The organism is Brachybacterium sp. Z12, from assembly GCF_014400405.1.
Classification (GTDB): Bacteria; Actinomycetota; Actinomycetes; order Actinomycetales; family Dermabacteraceae; genus Brachybacterium.
In genome coordinates this window covers 67,697-84,236 of the sequence record NZ_CP060496.1, presented here as the reverse complement: position 1 = coordinate 84,236, position 16,540 = coordinate 67,697, and the positions used below count along the sequence as shown (strand labels likewise).

The following is a 16,540-nucleotide window of genomic DNA, read 5'->3' as shown; positions in this document are numbered from 1 at the left end:
CGACTCACCAAGGAGAAGCCCATGGCACTGAAGATCATCGTCGGCGGCGACAACGCCGGCTACGGCCACAAGGAAGAGCTCAAGGCACTGCTCGACGGCGACGACCGCGTCGAGTCCGTGTTCGACGTCGGCGTGGGCAGCGCCGATGACGGCACCTTCTACCCGAACATCGCGGTCGCCGCGGCGGAGAAGATCGCCGCGGGCGAGGCCGACAGAGCGCTGCTGATCTGCGGCACCGGACTGGGCGTCGCGATCGCAGCGAACAAGGTCTCCGGCGTTCGCGCCGTCACCGCGCACGATCTGTACTCGGTGCAGCGCTCGGTGCTGTCGAACAATGCGCAGGTGCTGTGCATGGGTCAGCGCGTGATCGGCCTGGAGGCCGCGAAGGAGCTGGTCAAGGTGTGGCTGGACCTCGAGTTCGACCCGAACTCCTCCTCCGCCGAGAAGGTCGACGCGATCTGCGCCTACGACGGCTCTCTCGAGCAGGCCTGAGAACCCCTGGGACGGAAGGACGGCACATGAGCACCCTGTGGGTCGGCACCAGCTGGAAGATGACCAAGACGCTCGCCGAGGGCCGCGCCTGGGCGAGCGGCCTGCGCGATCACTTGGCCGGGAAGGCGCCCGCCGGGGTGCAGCCGTTCGTGATCCCCTCGTTCACCGCCACCACCGCTGTCGCGGACATCCTCGGCGAGGACTCCCCCGTGCTGCTCGGTGTGCAGAACGCCCACTGGGAGGACGCCGGCGCCTGGACCGGCGAGGTCTCCGTCCCCCAGGCCAGGGACGCTGGAGCGCAGATCGTCGAGATCGGGCACTCGGAGCGCCGTGAGCACTTCGGCGAGACGGTCGAGACCACGCGCCTCAAGGCCGCCGCGGCACTGCGCCACGGGCTCACCCCGCTGCTGTGCATCGGGGAGACTCTCGAGGTCAAGGATGCTGGCGGGTCGAGCGAGTTCATCCTCGGCCAGGCCCGCGGAGCCCTCGAAGGGCTCGACGACCAGCAGCTCTCGCGCGTGGTGATCGCCTACGAGCCGATCTGGGCCATCGGCGAGAAAGGCCGTCCCGCCACCACCGAAGAACTCATCGAGCCGTTCGCCGCGCTCGGCGAGGAGTACGCGGGGAAGGTCGCCGGGCTGCTGTACGGCGGCTCGGTCAACCTCGACAACGCCGCGGACCTGCTCGGCATCGAGCACGTGACCGGACTGTTCGTGGGCCGCACCGCCTGGCAGCTCGAGGGCTATCTCGAGCTGCTGCGGATCGCGGAGGCGCACGCCGCAGCCTGAGATCGTGCGCGCTGGGCTCGTCATATCGCGGAAGGCCGAGCATCCCCCTGGACACCGGCCCCAGGTGACGGGGGATAGCCCCCAGACCGCTCCCGGAGCTCCGCGTTAGCCTGGTGCCTGTCATGAACGCACAGAGCAGCTCGCCGAGAGACCGACCGGCCCGCAGGGACCAAGGGCCCGGCCCCGGCGCGCCGCGAGGCATGGGCGGCGCAGCGAGGGGAGCCGCCGGGCGCAGCGCCGGCCCCGGTCCGGGCCGTCGCCCTCTCGAGGGCAAGATCCACGCCCCGTACTCGAAGGCCGTCTCCGCGCCGCGACGGCGCGGTCGCTGGCTCACCGTCGGCGTGCCCTCGGTGCTGGGCGGCAGCTTTGGGCTCGGCAGCTTCTTGGTGCTCGGTGTGAGCAGCCTGATCGGGGTGCGGGGCTCCTGGTGCCCCTGGCCGCCGGGGCCGGCGTCGCGCTCGTGGTGGGCGGCGGCACGGGCCTGCTGCTGCGCAACCGCCCGCCGCAGTCCGTCCGGCTGAACCGGGCCGCCGGTGAGATCCCGGCGGGTACCCGCGCGACGCTCGAGAAGATCGTGAAAGACTCCCGCTCTCAGCGCCGCCGCCTCCATCGGATGCGGCGCCGGGCCCCCAGCCCCGTGGTGCGGCAGGTCCTGCACCGCACGGAGACGCTGCTGGTGCGGATCGACGCACTGCTGGGCTCAGCCTCCCTGCAGTCGCGGCGCTCTTCCGACGGCGACGTGATGGTGCTCGAGGGGATGGCTGATCGCTACATACCCGAGCTGGTGGACGCCCTGGAGACCACCACCGGGTTCCTCTCCCCCACCACCACCGCAGCCGCGCGGGACAAGGCGGTCGCGAACCTCGAGAGCATCGACGAGCAGCTGACCGTGCTCTCCGAGGGGATCGACCGCATCGAGGAGGACATCGTCTCGGGGGTCACCCGCACGCTCGATGTGCACTCCGAGTTCCTCAGGACCCGCTTCGCCGACGGGCGGGACGACCCGTTCGCCGGTCGCTGACCTCCTGGGAGGTCAGCTCAACGGCCGGTCGCGACCGGCTGCGGCGCCGGTTCGCCCATCTGCTCCGCCACGTGCTCGGCCTCGGTGATCGTCAGCGAGCGCTCCAGCACGGCGTCGAGGTGGTCGACCAGCGCCTGCAGCGCACCGTCCTGATGATGACGGCGCACCTTCTCCAGGATCCGGCCGTGCTCGGTGTACGCCTCGTGGATGTCGAGCGCCGGAGGTCCTCCGGCCCAGGTCTGACGCATACGGTGCGTGTGGGAGCGCAGGGTCTCGACCATCTTGCCGAGGTAGCGGTTCTCCGCGCGATCGAAGAGGATCTGATGGAAGTGCCAGTCCGCGCGGAAGTGTTCCTGGAGCAGCTCGTAGGTGACCTCCCCCGCCTGCTCGATGCTCGCGATGACGTCGCCATGCGCGCGGTGGGCGGCCTCGAGATCCTCCAGCAGCGCGTCGAAGTGCTCGAAGGCGCGATCCAGCGCCGCCGCCTCGACGGCCTTGCGGGCGTCGAGCAGCTCGGTCATCTGCTCGGCGTCCAGCATCGGGGCGACCACGTAGCCGCGCAGCGCGACATACTCGACCAGTCCGGAGCGCTCGAGGGAGACCATCGCCTCGCGCACGGGCGTGGGGGACACCTCGAGATCCCGAGCGAGACCATCGATGCTCAGCCTCGACCCCGGGGCCCAGCGGGACTCTAGGAGCCGCTCCAGGATCAGCTCCTCAACCTCGGCCCGCAGAACCTGTCGGTGGACGGCCATGATGGCGTTCCCTTCATCCCTCGTGGGCGATCGCCGGGTGTCGCACCCGGCGATCGACGATCATAGAGTCCATAGGATACTTGGACCCTCTGCCCGGCGGAGCCCTCAGAGGATGCCGAAGCTGTCGAACACCTCGCGGACAGTGCGGCCCTCCTCGAGCAGCGAGCGGACATCGCCCTCCCGGCCCGCCTTCTCCTCAGCAGCCACGACGGCCTCCTCGATCCTCTCTGCAGGCACGACCACCACACCGTCGAGGTCCCCCAGCACGTAGTCCCCCTCGCGCACGGTCACCCCGGCGCAGACGATCTCGCCACCGACCTCGCGCACATCGATCCGGCCGAGGGAGTCAGCGGCGTGGACCCCGGCGAAGAACGCGGGGAACCCCAGGTCGCGGATGCCCTGCACGTCGCGCGTATAGGTGTCGGCGACGATGCCGGCGGCGCCCTTGAACTGCGCTGCGGTGGAGAGCAGCTCACCCCACAGGGACCCCGGGCAGGTCGAGCCGATCAGCACGTTCCCGGGCTTCACCGAATCGACGGCCGCGATCTCCGCGAGGTAGCGGTCCTCGTCGGCCGGCGGACCGTCTACCTCGACCACCCGCATCGTGTGGGCCCGTCCCACGATCATGTCGGTCTCGGCGAGGGGCCGGATATGGGGCGCCATCACCTGCTCACGCAGCCCCATCGCGTCCAAGCAATCAGACACCACTGCCACCGGCAGCTCGGCGAGCCTCGCCATCCACGGATCATTCATCGCTCTTCTCCTTCTCGGTGAACCCGGACGTCGTCGTCCGGGGAGCAGGTCCCGCCCGCGATCAGCCTCCCGCGATGGTCGAACGGTGTCCTGCGCGGTCAGTGGATATGCGAGCCTCCGTTGATGTCCAGCGTGACGCCCGTGAGATAGCCGCCGTCGCGACCGAGCAGGAAGGCGATGCCGCCGGCGACGTCCTCGACAGTGCCCACGCGGCCCACGGGCAGCTCCTGCAGCAGGAACTCCTTGCGCTCGTCGGTCAGCCGACCGCCCATGATGTCGGTGTCGATCGATCCGGGCGCGACGGAGTTCGCGGTGATCCCGTACTCGCCGAGCTCCCGCGCCCAGGTCTTGGCCATGCCCAGCAACGCTGCCTTGGAGCCGGAGTAGGCTGCGCGGCCGTACACACCGCCGCCGCGCTCCGCCGAGGCGGAGGAGACGTTGACGATCCGCCCGAGCTGGTGACGGCGGAACAGCTTCACAGCCTCTCGGGTCACGTAGAAGGTGCCGTGGACGTTCACGTCGAAGACGCGCTTCCACTCCTCGGTGCTGACCTCCGTGAACGGGGTGGGCGACGAGAGATCCGGCATTGTTGACCACGCCCACCACCTGCGGGAGCTCGCGGTCGATCCGAGCGACGGCGTCGATGACGGCCTGCTCGTCGGAGATGTCCACCCCGAGGCCGAGGGTCGGAGTGCCGTGCTCAGCGGCGATCTGCTCGGCCACCCGCTGCGAGGCGCTCTCGTTCAGGTCGAGCACCGCGACGGCCCACCCGTCGCGCGCGAGTCTGTCGGCCGTCGCACGCCCGATGCCTCGCTCGGAGGCGCCACCGGTGATGATCGCGGTGGGCGTGGTGGGGAACGCAGAGGCCGGGTAGGGGGAAGAGCCACGGTGTGGGTCCTTTCGAGACGGGAGAGGGGTCGGCCAGGGATCGGAAGCTAGGGTCGGACGACCGTCAGGGCAACGATGCCGCACGCGGTCCGACGACTTCAGGAGAGCAAGACCATGTCATCCCGACCATCATCGCCCATCGGTCCCACCGGCGAGAAGAGTTCATCACAGGGCGATATCGCCGGCGTCGGGCCGCGTCCCGTGCGATCGGTCGCCGTCCTCGGGCTGGGCCCGATGGGCCTGCCCATCGCCCGCAACCTCCTGGACGCCGGATTCTCCACCACCGTCTGGAACCGCACCCGGGCCCGGGCCGAGGAGCTCTTGGACGATGGAGCGATCGTCGCCGACGACATCGCCGCGGCCGCCTGCGACGTGGTGCTCTCCGTCCTGCCGGACGTCGGCCCGCTGCAGGATCTGCTCGACGAGGCCGCCCTGGCCGCATTCGCGGAGGCAGGGACGGTGCTCGTGGTCATGTCGACCACCGGCCCGCAGCAGGTGCGTGCGCTCGGCGACCTGCTCAGCCCCCACGGCATCCGGGTTGTCGACGCGCCCATGTCCGGTGGGGTGGCGGGCGCGGCCGCTGGCGCGCTCAGCCTGATGATCGGCGGGGACGACGCGGACGTGGCTCGCATCCGCCCGGTGCTCGCCCCGCTCAGCCAGGTCGTCACCCATCTCGGGGCCCTGGGCGCCGGCTCCCTGGCGAAGCTCTGCAACCAGATCGTCGTGGCTGGCACCCTGGCCGCTCTCGGTGAGGCGTTCGGCCTCGCACGCGCGAGCGGCATCGATGCGGCCCAGCTGGCCCAGGTGCTCGGCGGCGGTCTCGCTTCCAGCGAGGTCCTGACCCAGAAGCAGGACAAGCTCCTGCGTCGCGATTATTCGCTGGGAGGGAGCACCGACAACCAGGTCAAGGACCTGGTGTACGCGACTGAGGCGATGGGTGCCACGGAGGTCGAGGCCCGCTTGCTCCCGGTGCTGCTCGAGGCGTACCAGGAGATCGTCGACCGCGGCGACGGCCAGCTGGACCATGCCGCTGTCCAGGAGCTGTACGCGACGGACTGAGGGTAGGGAGCTGTGCGATCCTTCAGGTCCTACAGGATGTGGGATGCCTTTTGCGCGAGTGAGCGAGTGAGGAGCCGAGGGCGCTGACGCCTGAGCGACGGCGTCGACGGATGCCCTATCCCCTGACCACTCGCTCCTCGAGGATGCGCCCACCCAGGCCAGCCAGGGCTGCTGACGCAGCACTGTGCTGGTCCGCTCGACCGTAGAGTCATCCCAGCTTTTCGCTGTCACCGCCGCATTTCCTGACCGATCCCCTCCGTCCGGCCACCGATGACGCCTGCAGACATAGGATCTATAGCGCGTTACGGCTTGTCAAAGCAATGTTTGTTCTATACCTTGGCCGTAGTCCACAGGACCCCAATTTCCTATCGCGAAAGGTCCGTGACGATGACGTCACTCCGTTTCGAGGTCGCCGCTCTGCGCGATTTCGCCCGCTCCCACCTCGTCGCGGCTGGTGCGGCCTCAACCGACGCCGACCTGGTCGCCCGCTCCCTTGTGGATGCGGACCGCGCCGGGATCTTCTCGCATGGTCTGCTGCGCCTGCCTCTGTACCTCAGCGCCATCGAGGCTGGCGGCATCGACGTCCGCGCGCGCCCCCGCATCACCCGGGAGCACGGCGCCGTCACAGTGATCGACGCGGGCTCCACCTTCGGTCAGGTCGCGATGCAAGAGGCCGTGGACCGAGCGATCTCCGTGGCCCCCGTCCACGGGATGGCCACGGTCTCGGTCCGCGGCTCCACGCACTTCGGCGCTGGCCGCTTCTGGATGGAGCAGCTGAACGCCAAGGGCCTGGCCGGCATCCTCACCTCGACCACCGGCCCCGTCGCCACACCCTTCGGCGGAGCGCACCCGATGCTCGGCACCAATCCGCTGACGATCGGGCTGCCCTCCGACGGGCCGTCCCCGCTGCTAGCGGACCTGGCAACGACGGCCGGCGCCTTCGGCAAGGTGGTCTCCGCCCGGAACGAGGGCACCGAGATCCCGGCGGGCTGGGCGGTGGACGCCTCCGGTTCCCCCGACGGACGGACCCGGGCGCGGCGCTCGACGGCGGTGCGCTGGTCCCGTTCGGCGGGCACAAGGGATCCGGGCTCTCGGTGCTGATCGAGGCGCTGTCCGCAGCGCTGAGCACCGCATCGTTCGCCATGGACACCGTCGACATCTGGAACGACCCCGGCTCCCGCATGAACACCGGCCACCTCCTGATCGCCCTGGACGTGTCCGCCTTCGGCGACGCCTCGGCCGTGCAGAAGAAGGTGGCCCGCCTCCAGGAGTCGGTTCGCAGCTCGAACGCCGGCTCTCCTGTCCACGCCCCCGGTGACCTCGAGCACGCCTCGCTGCAGCAGAACATCGAGTCCGTGGCCCTGGCGCAGTCCACGGTCCTCCAACTCAGCGAACTACCGGTCGACGAGAGTCTTCCGTTCCCCACACCCATCGAAGAAGGGACTCCGTGATCGACATGCGCGATACCTCGCCACATGCACCACGCTCAACGGCCTCCGACTCACCCCGCTTCCCCCGTCGGGGCCTGCGCCGCGCCCTGGCCATCGCCGGCGTCCTCGCGCTGACCGGGTGCGGATTGCTGGAGCCCGTCGACACCAGCGCTATCCAGGCCGCCGAGATCGATCCCGACGCGCGCGTGATCCGCTTCGCCCATCCCTACGAACCCACCCACCCGGTGGAGACCTGCGGCGTGGCGACCCTGCGCGAAGAGCTCGTCGACGACGGCATCCACATCGAGAGCTACCCCTCCGCGCAGATCGGCTCCGAAGCCGAGACCACGGAGCAGGTCGCCACCGGCGGGCTCGAGCTCGCCGTCGTCGGCCCCTCCTTCCTGGGGGTCTGGCACGAGGACGCCGAGGTCCTCGACGGTGCCTTCATCTTCACCAGCGTCGACGAGTTCGACGAGGCCACCACCGGCCCGATCCTCAACGACCTCTACGACGAGGTGGCCGAGGAGACCGGGCTGCGCGTGACGAGCACCTGGTACTACGGGACCCGGCACATCACCTCGAACGTGCCGATCACGTCTCCGGAGGACCTGCAGGGCCTGAAGGTCCGCACCCCCGACGCCCCCTGTACCTGACCAACTTCGGGATCATGGGCGGCAACGCCACACCGATGGCGCTGAGCGAGCGAGGCGTACCTCGGGCTCCAGCAGGGCGCGATCGATGCCCAGGAGAACCCGATCCCGACCATCGCCGCGCAGAACTTCCAAGAGGTCCAGGAGTACATCAACCTCACCGCCCACTCGGTCCAGGGCATCCATATCGTCGCCTCCGAGCAGTTCGTGACCGAAGCACTGGACGAGGACGAGCGTCGCGGCTTCGACGCGGCCCTCGAAGAGGCCCGCGTGGCCACGCGCGACTGCATCGTCGCCCAGGAGGAAGAGATCCTCGCAGGGTGGGAGGAGAGCGGCGCGATCACGATCAACGATGACGTCGACGTCGCCGCCTTCCAGGAGCTGATCGCCGGGGAGCTCCCATCCCGGGTGCCGTGGGGCGATCTCTACCTCGAGATTCAGGAGTCCGTGTGATGAGCATGCAGTCCCCGAAGCCACTCGAAGGACAGCGGGATGGACAGGTGCCCCCGCTGGACACTTACATCGAGCGCGACTACTACGAGCGGCGGTTCCCCGCCTACGCGCGGCTGGTCGATGCGGAGCGATTCCTCTCCGGCATCCTGTTGCTGGCCATCTTCGTGATGATCATCTTCCAGGTGTTCACCCGCTACGTGCTGAACATGCCGCTGTCCTGGAGCGAGGAGCTGGCCCGGCTGATGGTGGTCTGGCTGACCTTCATCGGCGCCGGATTCGTCGCCTCCCGCAACGCGCACATCGCCGTGGACCTGCTGGCGGTGTACCTGCCCAAGAAGCTCGCCACCGCCACTCAGATCTTCGCCATGGTCATCGTCGTCGCGGGCTCCCTCTACATGGTCGTTGCCGCCGCCTCCCTGATGCTGCTCACCGGGTCCCTGACGATGACCGCGACCGCACTGCCCACCCCGATCCTCTACGGATCGGTGCTGGTCGGCTACCTGATGATCCTCGGGCACACCGTGCTCAACGTCGTGATGTATCTGCGACACCCGGATGAGATCCCGGACGCGGTCGAGAAGGCCGCCTCCATGGAAGGACTGTGACCCGATGGTTCTGCTGATCATGTTCGTAGCACTGCTGGTGCTGCTGGCGCTGCGCGTCCCGGTCTGGATGGCGCTCCTCATCCCGTCGATCGTCTACATCATCCTCGACGACACTGCGACGGCCGGTCTGGCCGCCCAACAGACCGCTTCCGGGGTGTTCGACTTCGCGATCCTCGCGGTGCCGATGTTCATCCTCCTGGGCAACATCGCGAACATCTCCGGGGCCACCGACAGGCTGTTCGATGCGGCGACCTCCGCCATCGGTCACGTCCGCGGCTCGCTCGGCTACGTCAACATCGCCACCTCCTTCGGCTTCTCGTGGATGAGCGGGGCCGCGATCTCGGATGCCGCCGCCATGGGCCGCATCCAGGTGCCGGCGATGAAGAAGCGCGGCTACCCCGAGGGCTTCTCCCTGGGCATCACCGGGGCCTCCTCTCTGATCGCGCCGATGATCCCTCCGAGCATCCCCGCGATCATCTACGCGGTCACCGCGGGCCTCTCCGTCAGCAGCCTCTTCATGGCCGGCATCGTGCCGGCGCTGGTCCTGGTCGCGGTGCTGTGCCTCATGGTCTGGCTCCAGACCCGCAAGCGCGACGACCTGCGCATGGAGAAGCCCCCGATGGCCAAGCGGGTGAAGGACATCGCCAAGGCACTGCCCGTCGCGGGTGCCGCCGTGATCATCCTGGGCGGCATCCTCTCGGGGATCGTCACCCCCACCGAGGCCTCCGCGCTGGGCGTCGCCTACGTGGCGATCCTCGCGATCTGCTACCGCAACCTCGGGCTCAAGAATCTCGGTCGCGTCGCGGCCTCGACGGTGGAGACCACCGGCAGCGTGCTGGTGATCGTCACCAGCGCCGCCCTGTTCGGCTGGGTGCTGGCCCGCGAGCAGGCGCCCCAGGTCATGACGGACGTGATCCTGCAGATCACAGATCGCCCGCTCGTCTTCCTGATCCTGATCAACATCCTGCTGCTCGTCGTCGGAGCGGTCCTCGAGCCGACCGCAGCGATCCTGATCCTGGTCCCGGTGCTGGTCCCGATCGCCGAGATCTTCGGCATCGATCAGACGCACTTCGCCGTCATGGTCATCTTCAACCTGATGATCGGACTGCTCACCCCGCCCGTGGGGCTGGTGCTGTTCGTGCTGTCCTCGGTGACGCAAATCCCGGTGACGCGCGTGATCAAGGGCGTCCTGCCCTTCTTCATCCCCATGCTGGTGGTGCTGCTGCTGATCACGTTCGTGCCGGCGCTGAGCACCTGGTTGCCCTCCTTCGTGGGGTAGCACCGGCTCCAGAGCAGTCTCGCGGCACTTCCGCACTCCGGCCGTCCTGTGGCGCATCGCGCAGCAGGGCGGCCGGCGCCGTCCCGGCCCCGCCGCGCGGAGCACCAGGCGCGGGTGAAAAGAGTAGTGGGCATCATAGGTCGGAGGACTCCCTTGCTCGCCCGTCAAAGATAAGCCCTGACCAGCGCCATTACCTTGCGGTCCGGCACCTTTCTGCCTACACTTTCCCCAAACATGGGATGATGCCGGGGTCGACCCGAGAATGCGAGAAACACATGTCAATCTTCAGCGACCTCCGCGTGAGTGATGTTCGGTTCCCGACGTCGCGAGCCTTCGACGGCTCGGACGCGATGAACCCGGACCCCGACTACTCCGCCGCCTACGTCGAGCTGGTCACGGACGCCGGCGACTCGGGCCACGGCCTGGTCTTCACCATCGGCCGCGGCAATGACGTACAGGTCGCCGCGATCAACGCGCTGCGCGACCACCTCCTCGGCCGGGACGTCGAGGCGACGCTGGCGGACCTCGGCGGCCTCTCCCGTGAGCTCGTGGGCGATTCCCAGCTGCGGTGGCTGGGCCCGGAGAAGGGCGTCATGCACATGGCGATCGGCGCCGTGGTCAATGCCGCCTGGGATCTGCGCGCCCGCCGCGAGGACAAGCCGCTGTGGCTGCTGCTGGCCGAGCTGACCCCCGAGCAGATCGTCGATCTGGTGGACTTCCGTTACCTCACCGATGCACTGACCCGCGGGGAGGCGCTCGAGCTCCTGGAGCGTGCCGCGAGCACGAAGGAGGCGCGCATCGCCGCTCTCAAGCAGGAAGGCATCCCGGCGTACACGACCTCGGCCGGCTGGCTCGGATACAGCGACGAGAAGCTCGTACGGCTGCTGCACGAGGCCCGCGACGAGGGCTTCGAGATGGTCAAGCTCAAGGTCGGGGCCGATGTCGACGAGGACGTCCGTCGCATGCGGATCGCGCGCGAGACGATGGGATCGGACTTCCCCATCGCGGTCGACGCGAACCAGCGCTGGGACGTCGCCGACGCGGTCGAGTGGCTTGAGCGGTTGGCACCGTACGACCCCGCCTTCATCGAGGAGCCCACCAGCCCGGATGACATCCTGGCGCACGCCGCGATCCGCAAGGCCGTGGCGCCGCTCCGTGTCGCGACCGGTGAGCAGATGCAGAACCGGGTCATCGCCAAGCAGCTCCTGCAGGCCGAGGCGATCGACGTGCTCCAGATCGATGCCTCGCGCGTCGGCGGCGTCAACGAGAACATCGCGATCCTGCTGCTCGCGGCGAAGTTCGGCATCCCCGTCTGCCCGCACGCCGGGGGCGTGGGGCTGTGCGAGATGGTCCAGCACCTCGCGTTCTTCGACGCCGCGGCGATCGGTGCCGAGGACCCGCGTCGATTCGTCGAGTACGTCGACCATCTCCACGAGCACTTCACCGATCCCGTCACCGTGGAGTCCGGGCACTACCGGGCACCTTCCCGACCCGGCGCGAGCGCCGAGATGCACCCGGGGTCCATCGCCGACCACCTCTTCCCGGACGGACCGGTCTGGAAGGACCCCTTCTACCCCGCAGCTCCCGCCGTGGTGCCCGTCTGAGATCCTGGGACCAGCGCCGGCCCACTCCACCGACCTCCAGAGGAACAGTAATGACGATCAGCGGCATCCTTCCCGCGCTTCTCACCGCCTATGACGATGAGGGGTCGATCAGCCTCGATCGCACCTCCATGCTGGTGTCGAAGCTCGTCGACACGGGCGTGGACGGCTTCTTCGTCTCGGGGACCTCCGGGGAGTACTACCTGCTCAGCACGGCCGAACGGCTCGAGCTGCTCGAGACAGTCGCCGCACATGCCGGTGACAGGCACGTCGTGATGCAGGTGGCGGCCTCCGACCAGCGCGACGTGCGCGAGATGGCGCGGCGCGCCGCGGACCACGGTGCCACGGCGATCAGCGCCAGCATCCCGCTGTACTACACGTACTCCGACGAGTCGCTGGTCGACTACTTCCGCGACATCCGCTCATGCAGCGAGCTCCCGCTCATCGGTTACACGATCCCCGGCTTCACCGGCCGGGTGCTGAGCGCGGATCTGCTCACGGGCCTGGCCGCCGAGGGCACGCTGGCGGGCCTGAAGTACACCTCGAGCGATCTCGCCGTGCTGGCCCGCGTCCGCGCGGGCACGCCGGAGGGCTTCTCCCTGCTGCTCGGTTCCGACGACCTGCTGGTCGCCGCCCTGTCCCACGGGGCGGATGGCGGGATCGGGGCGACGTTCAACATTGCTCCGCGGCTCTACGTCGACCTGCATCGCGCCTTCCGGGAGGGAGATCTCGCGGAGGCCCGCCGGCTCCAGGAGCTGGCCGTGGCCCTGCTCGGAGCGCTCGCGCAGGGCGAGGTATATCCGACGCTGAAGTCGGGCATGCGCGCCCGCGGCGTGGACATCGGCCAGTCCCGTGCGCCCATGGCGCAGCACACCCCGGAGCAGGACGCGCAGGTCGCCGGTGCGCTGGCTGCGGTCGACGGCCTTGAGGGCTACCTCATCAGCTGACCCGGGGGCGGTGCTCGGGTTCCCGAGCACCACCCCCGGCGCCGTCATCTCAGGCGCCTGCGATCGCCACCGGTTGACCGGTCCGCACGGACTCCTGGGCCGCGGCGACCACCGCGACGGTGCGCAGGCCCACCTCGCCGGTGGGATCCACCGCCTCGCCGGCGCGCACTGCGTCGAGGAAGGCGTCCAGCAGCAGGGCGTCGGTGTTGGTCCCGTAGGGCAGCCACTGGCCGTGTCCGCCCACGTGCTGGGCGAAGGCGTCGATCTGCAGCTGCCCGCCGGTGCCGAGGGCCTGCAGGCGCAGCCCGCCCCAGGTGGGGGCGTCGGCCGGCTGTGACCAGGAGCAGTCGATGGTGGCGACGAGTCCGGAGTCGTAGGTGAGGGTGACCAGGCCGCCGGTCTCGGCGCCCTCCCCGGCCCGCTCGGCGTACAGGATGCGGTTGGTGACCGCGTGGACGGTGGCGGGCGGGCCGAAGACCGAGTCGAGGATCTCGGCGATGTGCACCGTGTGGTCGACCATCGCGCCACCGCCGGCGAGCTCGACGTCGGTGAACCAGTCGCGGCCCGCGGGCAGCTTGCCGTTGTTGGTGCCGGTCAGGCCGATGACCTCGCCGAGGGTGCCGTCGGTGAGCGCGGTGCGCAGCGCCTCCACCTCGGGGGCGAAGTGCACCGGGAAGGCAGTCATCAGCACCACCCCGGCCTCGCGGCAGGCCTCGACCATCGCTTCGGCATCGGGGAGGTTCGTGGCCAGCGGCTTCTCGCACAGCACGTGCACGCCGCGGCGGGCCGCCTCGAGCACGAGATCCTTGTGGTGTGCGTTGGCGCTGGTCACCACGATGGCGTCGGGCCCCTCGGGCCAGGCGTCCCAGGCCGCGGCGTAGGAGGGGACCACGCGCACTCCGCGCACGTCGCCGTAGCCGTCGGGGTCGGCGACCACGAGGTCCACGTCGGCCCGGGCCTCCAGCAGCCCGGCGTAGCCCACGGCGTGGGTGTGCGCGCAGCTCATCAGCGCGACCTTCATCGGGGTGGCGGGGTCGATCGTTCGTGCGGTCAGCATGCGATGCTCCGTCCGGTGCGCAGGGACTCGAGGGCGGCGCGGGAGACCTCCACGGCGAGGACGCCGTCGGCCGCATCCACGCGGGTGGGGGCGCCGGCTCTCAGCGCCGTCGCGAATTCGACGATCTCCGCGGCGTAGGGGTCGCGCAGGGTGGAGACGTCCGGGAGGAAGCCGTCACCGCTGCTCTGGCGGGCGGAGGCGACGTCGTCGAAGACGATCCCGGGGTCACCGGCGCTGTCGTACTGCAAGTGCCCTCCGTCCCCGGCGAGGTCGAAGGTGTAACGGAACTTCGTTCCCACCGGCCCCCAGAATCCGCGGCAGTGGCTGATCGCGCCCGAGCGATGGGTGAGCACCACATGGGCGGTGCGCACGGTGCTGTCGGAGCTCGCGATCGCCTGCTGGGCATAGACCTTCTGTACGGGCCCGGCCATCCACAGCGCCTGGTCGATGTCGTGGATCATCTGGTCCATGACGATGCCGCCGGAGAGCTCCTCGTCGGCGTACCAGGAGCGGTCCGGCAGCGAGCCGGTGCGCTCGAAGCGCAGCACCGCGAGCTCACCCACCACGGCGCCGGTGTCGATCGCTCGCTTCGCCGCCGCGTACTGCGGGAAGAACCGCACCACGTGCGCCGGGAAGAGGCGCCGGCCAGCGCGCTCGGCATGCTCGGCGAGGTCGCGGGACTCCTCGGCGGTCAGGGCGAGCGGCTTCTCGCACACCACGTCCTTGCCGGCGTCCAGCGCTGCGCGCACGATCTCGGGGTGCGCGGGGGTGGGGGTGCAGACGTCGACGACGTCCACTGCGGCCAGCAGGGAGTCGAGGCTGTCGTGGGTGGTCGCACCGGATTCGGCGGCGAACTCCTCGGCGCCGGTGAGGCTGTAGCAGTGCAGCTCGGCGCCGAGTTCGGTCCAGCCGGGCAGGTGGGCGCGGGAGATCCCGCCGGTGCCGACGATGCCGACGCGCGGCGGGTCGGCGTGAGCAGTGGTCGTCATTGTCAACCTTTCATTCCCGAGTGGGCGAGACCTTCGACCACTCGGCGCTGGAGGACGAGGAAGAGGATCAGGATCGGCGCCATCGCCAGGAGGCTCGCAGCCATCATGACGGGATAGTTCGTCATGTGCTGTCCCTGCAGAGTCGCGAGGCCGACCGCAAGCGGCATGCTCTCCTCGTACGTGCTGACGACCAGCGGCCACAGCAGGTCGTTCCACGAGGCGATGGTCGTGAGGATGGCGACCGAGGCGAGTGCTGGGCCGGACAGCGGGAGCATGACCTTCCAGAAGATCTGCCACTGGTTCGCCCCATCGAGTCTCGCCGCTTCCTCGAGCGAGTCTGGCATGGAGCTGAAGTGCTGGCGCAGCAGGAAGGTCCCGAAGGCGCTGAACAGCCCGGGCATCGCAATGCCCAGAACAGTGTTCAGCAGGCCCATGTTCTGAATGATCGAGTACTGCGGGATCAGGTAGATCTGGCTCGGCACCATCAAGATCGACAGGAGCAGCGCGAAGATGATCCCGCGCCCGCGGAACTGCATGCGGGCGAAGGCGTACCCGGCCATCGCGCACAGGATCATCTGCACGACCACCCGCATCACGGTGACCAGGGCAGACACCGTGAACTGGCTGGCGGCGAACGGCAGCAGATCGAACACGTCCACGTAGTTGCGCCACTGCACTGCCTCCGGGACCAGGGTGGGAGGCACGCTCGTCACCTCCGCCTGTGTGGACAGCGACATGATCAGCTGCCACACGAACGGGAAGATCATGATCAGCCCACCGAGCGTGAGCACCAGATAGGCGTCGATGTTGCGCGGGCCGCGGGACCCGCGTCGTCGCGTCCCGCCCTGCAGAGCGCGAGTCCGAGCGCGACCGGTGGTCGCGGAGGCGACGGCGGTGTCAGGCATAGTTCACCCACTTCTTCTGGAGCCGGAACTGGACCACCGTGATGAGACCGATGATGGCCAGGATGAGCATGGCGATAGCTGAGGCGTACCCCTTGTCGTTCTGCCCGAAGGCCTGTTCGTAGAACAGGTAGACCAGGGACTGGGTGCGCGACATCGCGGGATTCGTCGGGCCCATCAGCGCGTACAGCAGGTCGAAGAGCTGGAAGCCGTTGATCGCCGTGATGATGGTGAGGAAGAAGATGCTGGGCGTCAGCAACGGCACCGTGACGGAGAAGAACTGCCGCATGGGCGCTGCACCGTCCAGTGAGGCAGCCTCATACAGCTCCGGCGGGATCCCGCGCAGGCCGCCGGACAGGATGATGATCGAGAAGCCGAGCGATGCCCACAGGCCGACGATGCTGACGGCCGCAAGCGCCCAGCCGGGGCTCGCGATCCAGTACGGGCCATCGATTCCGATCAGCGACAGGAGATAGTTCAGCATCCCGAAGTCGCTGTTGTAGATCATGCGCCAGACCATGGCGATAGCCGCCGGCATCGCCACGATCGGCATGAAGAACATGACCCGGTAGAACCAGGCGAAGCGCAGGCCCGGGCGGTTCAGCAACGATGCCAAGTACACCGAGAGCGGGATGCCCAGCATCACGACCGCGGTGTAGATCAGCGTGTTCAGGACGGCTCGAGGCACCTCGCCGTCCGTCAGGAGGGTGCGGTAGTTCTCCAGCCCGGTCCACTGGGTGCCGCCGAAGGCACCGAACTCCGTGAAGGAGTTGTAGAACGTGCTGAGAAGCGGCCAGAAGTAGAAGACCGCCACGCCCGCCATGAGCGGACCGATGAAGATCCAGGCCCAGGCGTCGTCCCGCTTCAAGGC

The 16,540-nt window shown here is 68.9% G+C and carries 17 protein-coding genes and 2 pseudogenes; 11 read left to right on the top strand and 8 right to left on the bottom strand.

The features are described 5' to 3' along the window. Positions 1–21: 21 nt before the first annotated feature. The 3 genes from H3H54_RS00450 (at position 22) to H3H54_RS00440 (ending at position 2,301) form a co-directional block, all read left to right on the top strand. Positions 22–492: a ribose-5-phosphate isomerase gene (locus tag H3H54_RS00450; RefSeq protein ID WP_262425069.1), complete on the top strand. Its 471-nt coding sequence runs from the start codon at positions 22–24 to the stop codon at positions 490–492. 26 nt (positions 493–518) lie between these two features. Beyond that, positions 519–1,280: a triose-phosphate isomerase gene (locus H3H54_RS00445; protein WP_262425068.1), complete on the top strand. Its 762-nt coding sequence runs from the start codon at positions 519–521 to the stop codon at positions 1,278–1,280. A 427-nt stretch (positions 1,281–1,707) separates the two neighbouring features. Continuing rightward, on the top strand, positions 1,708–2,301 hold the full coding sequence (locus H3H54_RS00440) for a hypothetical protein (RefSeq protein WP_262425067.1): 594 nt from the start codon (positions 1,708–1,710) through the stop codon (positions 2,299–2,301). A 17-nt stretch (positions 2,302–2,318) separates the two neighbouring features. Here the strand turns inward: H3H54_RS00440 and H3H54_RS00435 are convergent, their stop codons facing one another. The 4 genes and pseudogenes from H3H54_RS00435 to H3H54_RS18515 form a co-directional block, all read right to left on the bottom strand. Beyond that, positions 2,319–3,056 carry a GntR family transcriptional regulator gene (locus tag H3H54_RS00435; RefSeq protein ID WP_262425066.1) on the bottom strand — a complete coding sequence of 246 codons (738 nt, stop codon included), beginning with the start codon at positions 3,054–3,056 and terminating at the stop codon, positions 2,319–2,321. A 105-nt stretch (positions 3,057–3,161) separates the two neighbouring features. After that, complete coding sequence (locus H3H54_RS00430; RefSeq protein WP_262425065.1) at positions 3,162–3,809, bottom strand: RraA family protein; 648 nt, start codon at positions 3,807–3,809, stop codon at positions 3,162–3,164. A 98-nt stretch (positions 3,810–3,907) separates the two neighbouring features. Next, on the bottom strand, positions 3,908–4,396 hold the full coding sequence (locus H3H54_RS00425) for an SDR family oxidoreductase (RefSeq protein WP_316249092.1): 489 nt from the start codon (positions 4,394–4,396) through the stop codon (positions 3,908–3,910). Positions 4,397–4,427: 31 nt separating this feature from the next. Beyond that, positions 4,428–4,781: pseudogene (locus H3H54_RS18515) on the bottom strand (SDR family NAD(P)-dependent oxidoreductase); the annotation flags it as partial. 30 nt (positions 4,782–4,811) lie between these two features. Between H3H54_RS18515 and H3H54_RS00420 the strand changes: the two are divergent. From H3H54_RS00420 to H3H54_RS00385, 8 genes and pseudogenes are all read left to right on the top strand, one after another. Beyond that, positions 4,812–5,756, top strand: coding sequence for an NAD(P)-dependent oxidoreductase (locus H3H54_RS00420; protein ID WP_262425064.1), 945 nt, complete (start codon positions 4,812–4,814; stop codon positions 5,754–5,756). A gap of 387 nt (positions 5,757–6,143) precedes the next feature. Further along, a complete protein-coding gene (locus H3H54_RS00415) occupies positions 6,144–6,857 on the top strand; it encodes an Ldh family oxidoreductase (protein WP_262425063.1) in 714 nt (237 codons plus the stop codon). Beyond that, entirely contained in the window at positions 6,746–7,207 is a 462-nt protein-coding gene (locus H3H54_RS00410; protein WP_262426355.1) for an Ldh family oxidoreductase, read from the top strand. Before H3H54_RS00415 ends, H3H54_RS00410 begins: the two co-directional genes overlap by 112 nt. Before the next feature lie 5 nt (positions 7,208–7,212). Then, positions 7,213–8,289, top strand: a pseudogene (gene dctP, locus H3H54_RS00405) (TRAP transporter substrate-binding protein DctP). After that, positions 8,289–8,894: a TRAP transporter small permease gene (locus H3H54_RS00400; protein WP_262425062.1), complete on the top strand. Its 606-nt coding sequence runs from the start codon at positions 8,289–8,291 to the stop codon at positions 8,892–8,894. The pseudogene dctP and the gene H3H54_RS00400 overlap by 1 nt, the downstream one beginning before the upstream one ends. Before the next feature lie 4 nt (positions 8,895–8,898). Beyond that, positions 8,899–10,173 (top strand): TRAP transporter large permease, encoded by a 1,275-nt coding sequence (locus H3H54_RS00395; protein WP_262425061.1) that lies wholly within the window; start codon positions 8,899–8,901, stop codon positions 10,171–10,173. A 275-nt stretch (positions 10,174–10,448) separates the two neighbouring features. Next, positions 10,449–11,777 (top strand): enolase C-terminal domain-like protein, encoded by a 1,329-nt coding sequence (locus H3H54_RS00390; protein WP_262425060.1) that lies wholly within the window; start codon positions 10,449–10,451, stop codon positions 11,775–11,777. Positions 11,778–11,827: 50 nt separating this feature from the next. Further along, on the top strand, positions 11,828–12,721 hold the full coding sequence (locus H3H54_RS00385) for a dihydrodipicolinate synthase family protein (protein ID WP_262425059.1): 894 nt from the start codon (positions 11,828–11,830) through the stop codon (positions 12,719–12,721). 49 nt (positions 12,722–12,770) lie between these two features. Here the strand turns inward: H3H54_RS00385 and H3H54_RS00380 are convergent, their stop codons facing one another. Genes H3H54_RS00380 through H3H54_RS00365 form a run of 4 tightly spaced genes read right to left on the bottom strand, consistent with a single transcriptional unit; the run spans position 12,771 to position 16,537 of the window. Then, entirely contained in the window at positions 12,771–13,778 is a 1,008-nt protein-coding gene (locus H3H54_RS00380; RefSeq protein ID WP_262425058.1) for a Gfo/Idh/MocA family protein, read from the bottom strand. Continuing rightward, on the bottom strand, positions 13,772–14,767 hold the full coding sequence (locus H3H54_RS00375) for a Gfo/Idh/MocA family protein (RefSeq protein WP_262425057.1): 996 nt from the start codon (positions 14,765–14,767) through the stop codon (positions 13,772–13,774). The genes H3H54_RS00380 and H3H54_RS00375 overlap by 7 nt, the downstream gene beginning before the upstream one ends. Before the next feature lie 2 nt (positions 14,768–14,769). After that, entirely contained in the window at positions 14,770–15,672 is a 903-nt protein-coding gene (locus H3H54_RS00370) for a carbohydrate ABC transporter permease (protein ID WP_262425056.1), read from the bottom strand. After that, positions 15,665–16,537, bottom strand: coding sequence for a carbohydrate ABC transporter permease (locus H3H54_RS00365; protein ID WP_262425055.1), 873 nt, complete (start codon positions 16,535–16,537; stop codon positions 15,665–15,667). Before H3H54_RS00365 ends, H3H54_RS00370 begins: the two co-directional genes overlap by 8 nt. Between the last annotated feature and the right edge of the window lie 3 nt (positions 16,538–16,540).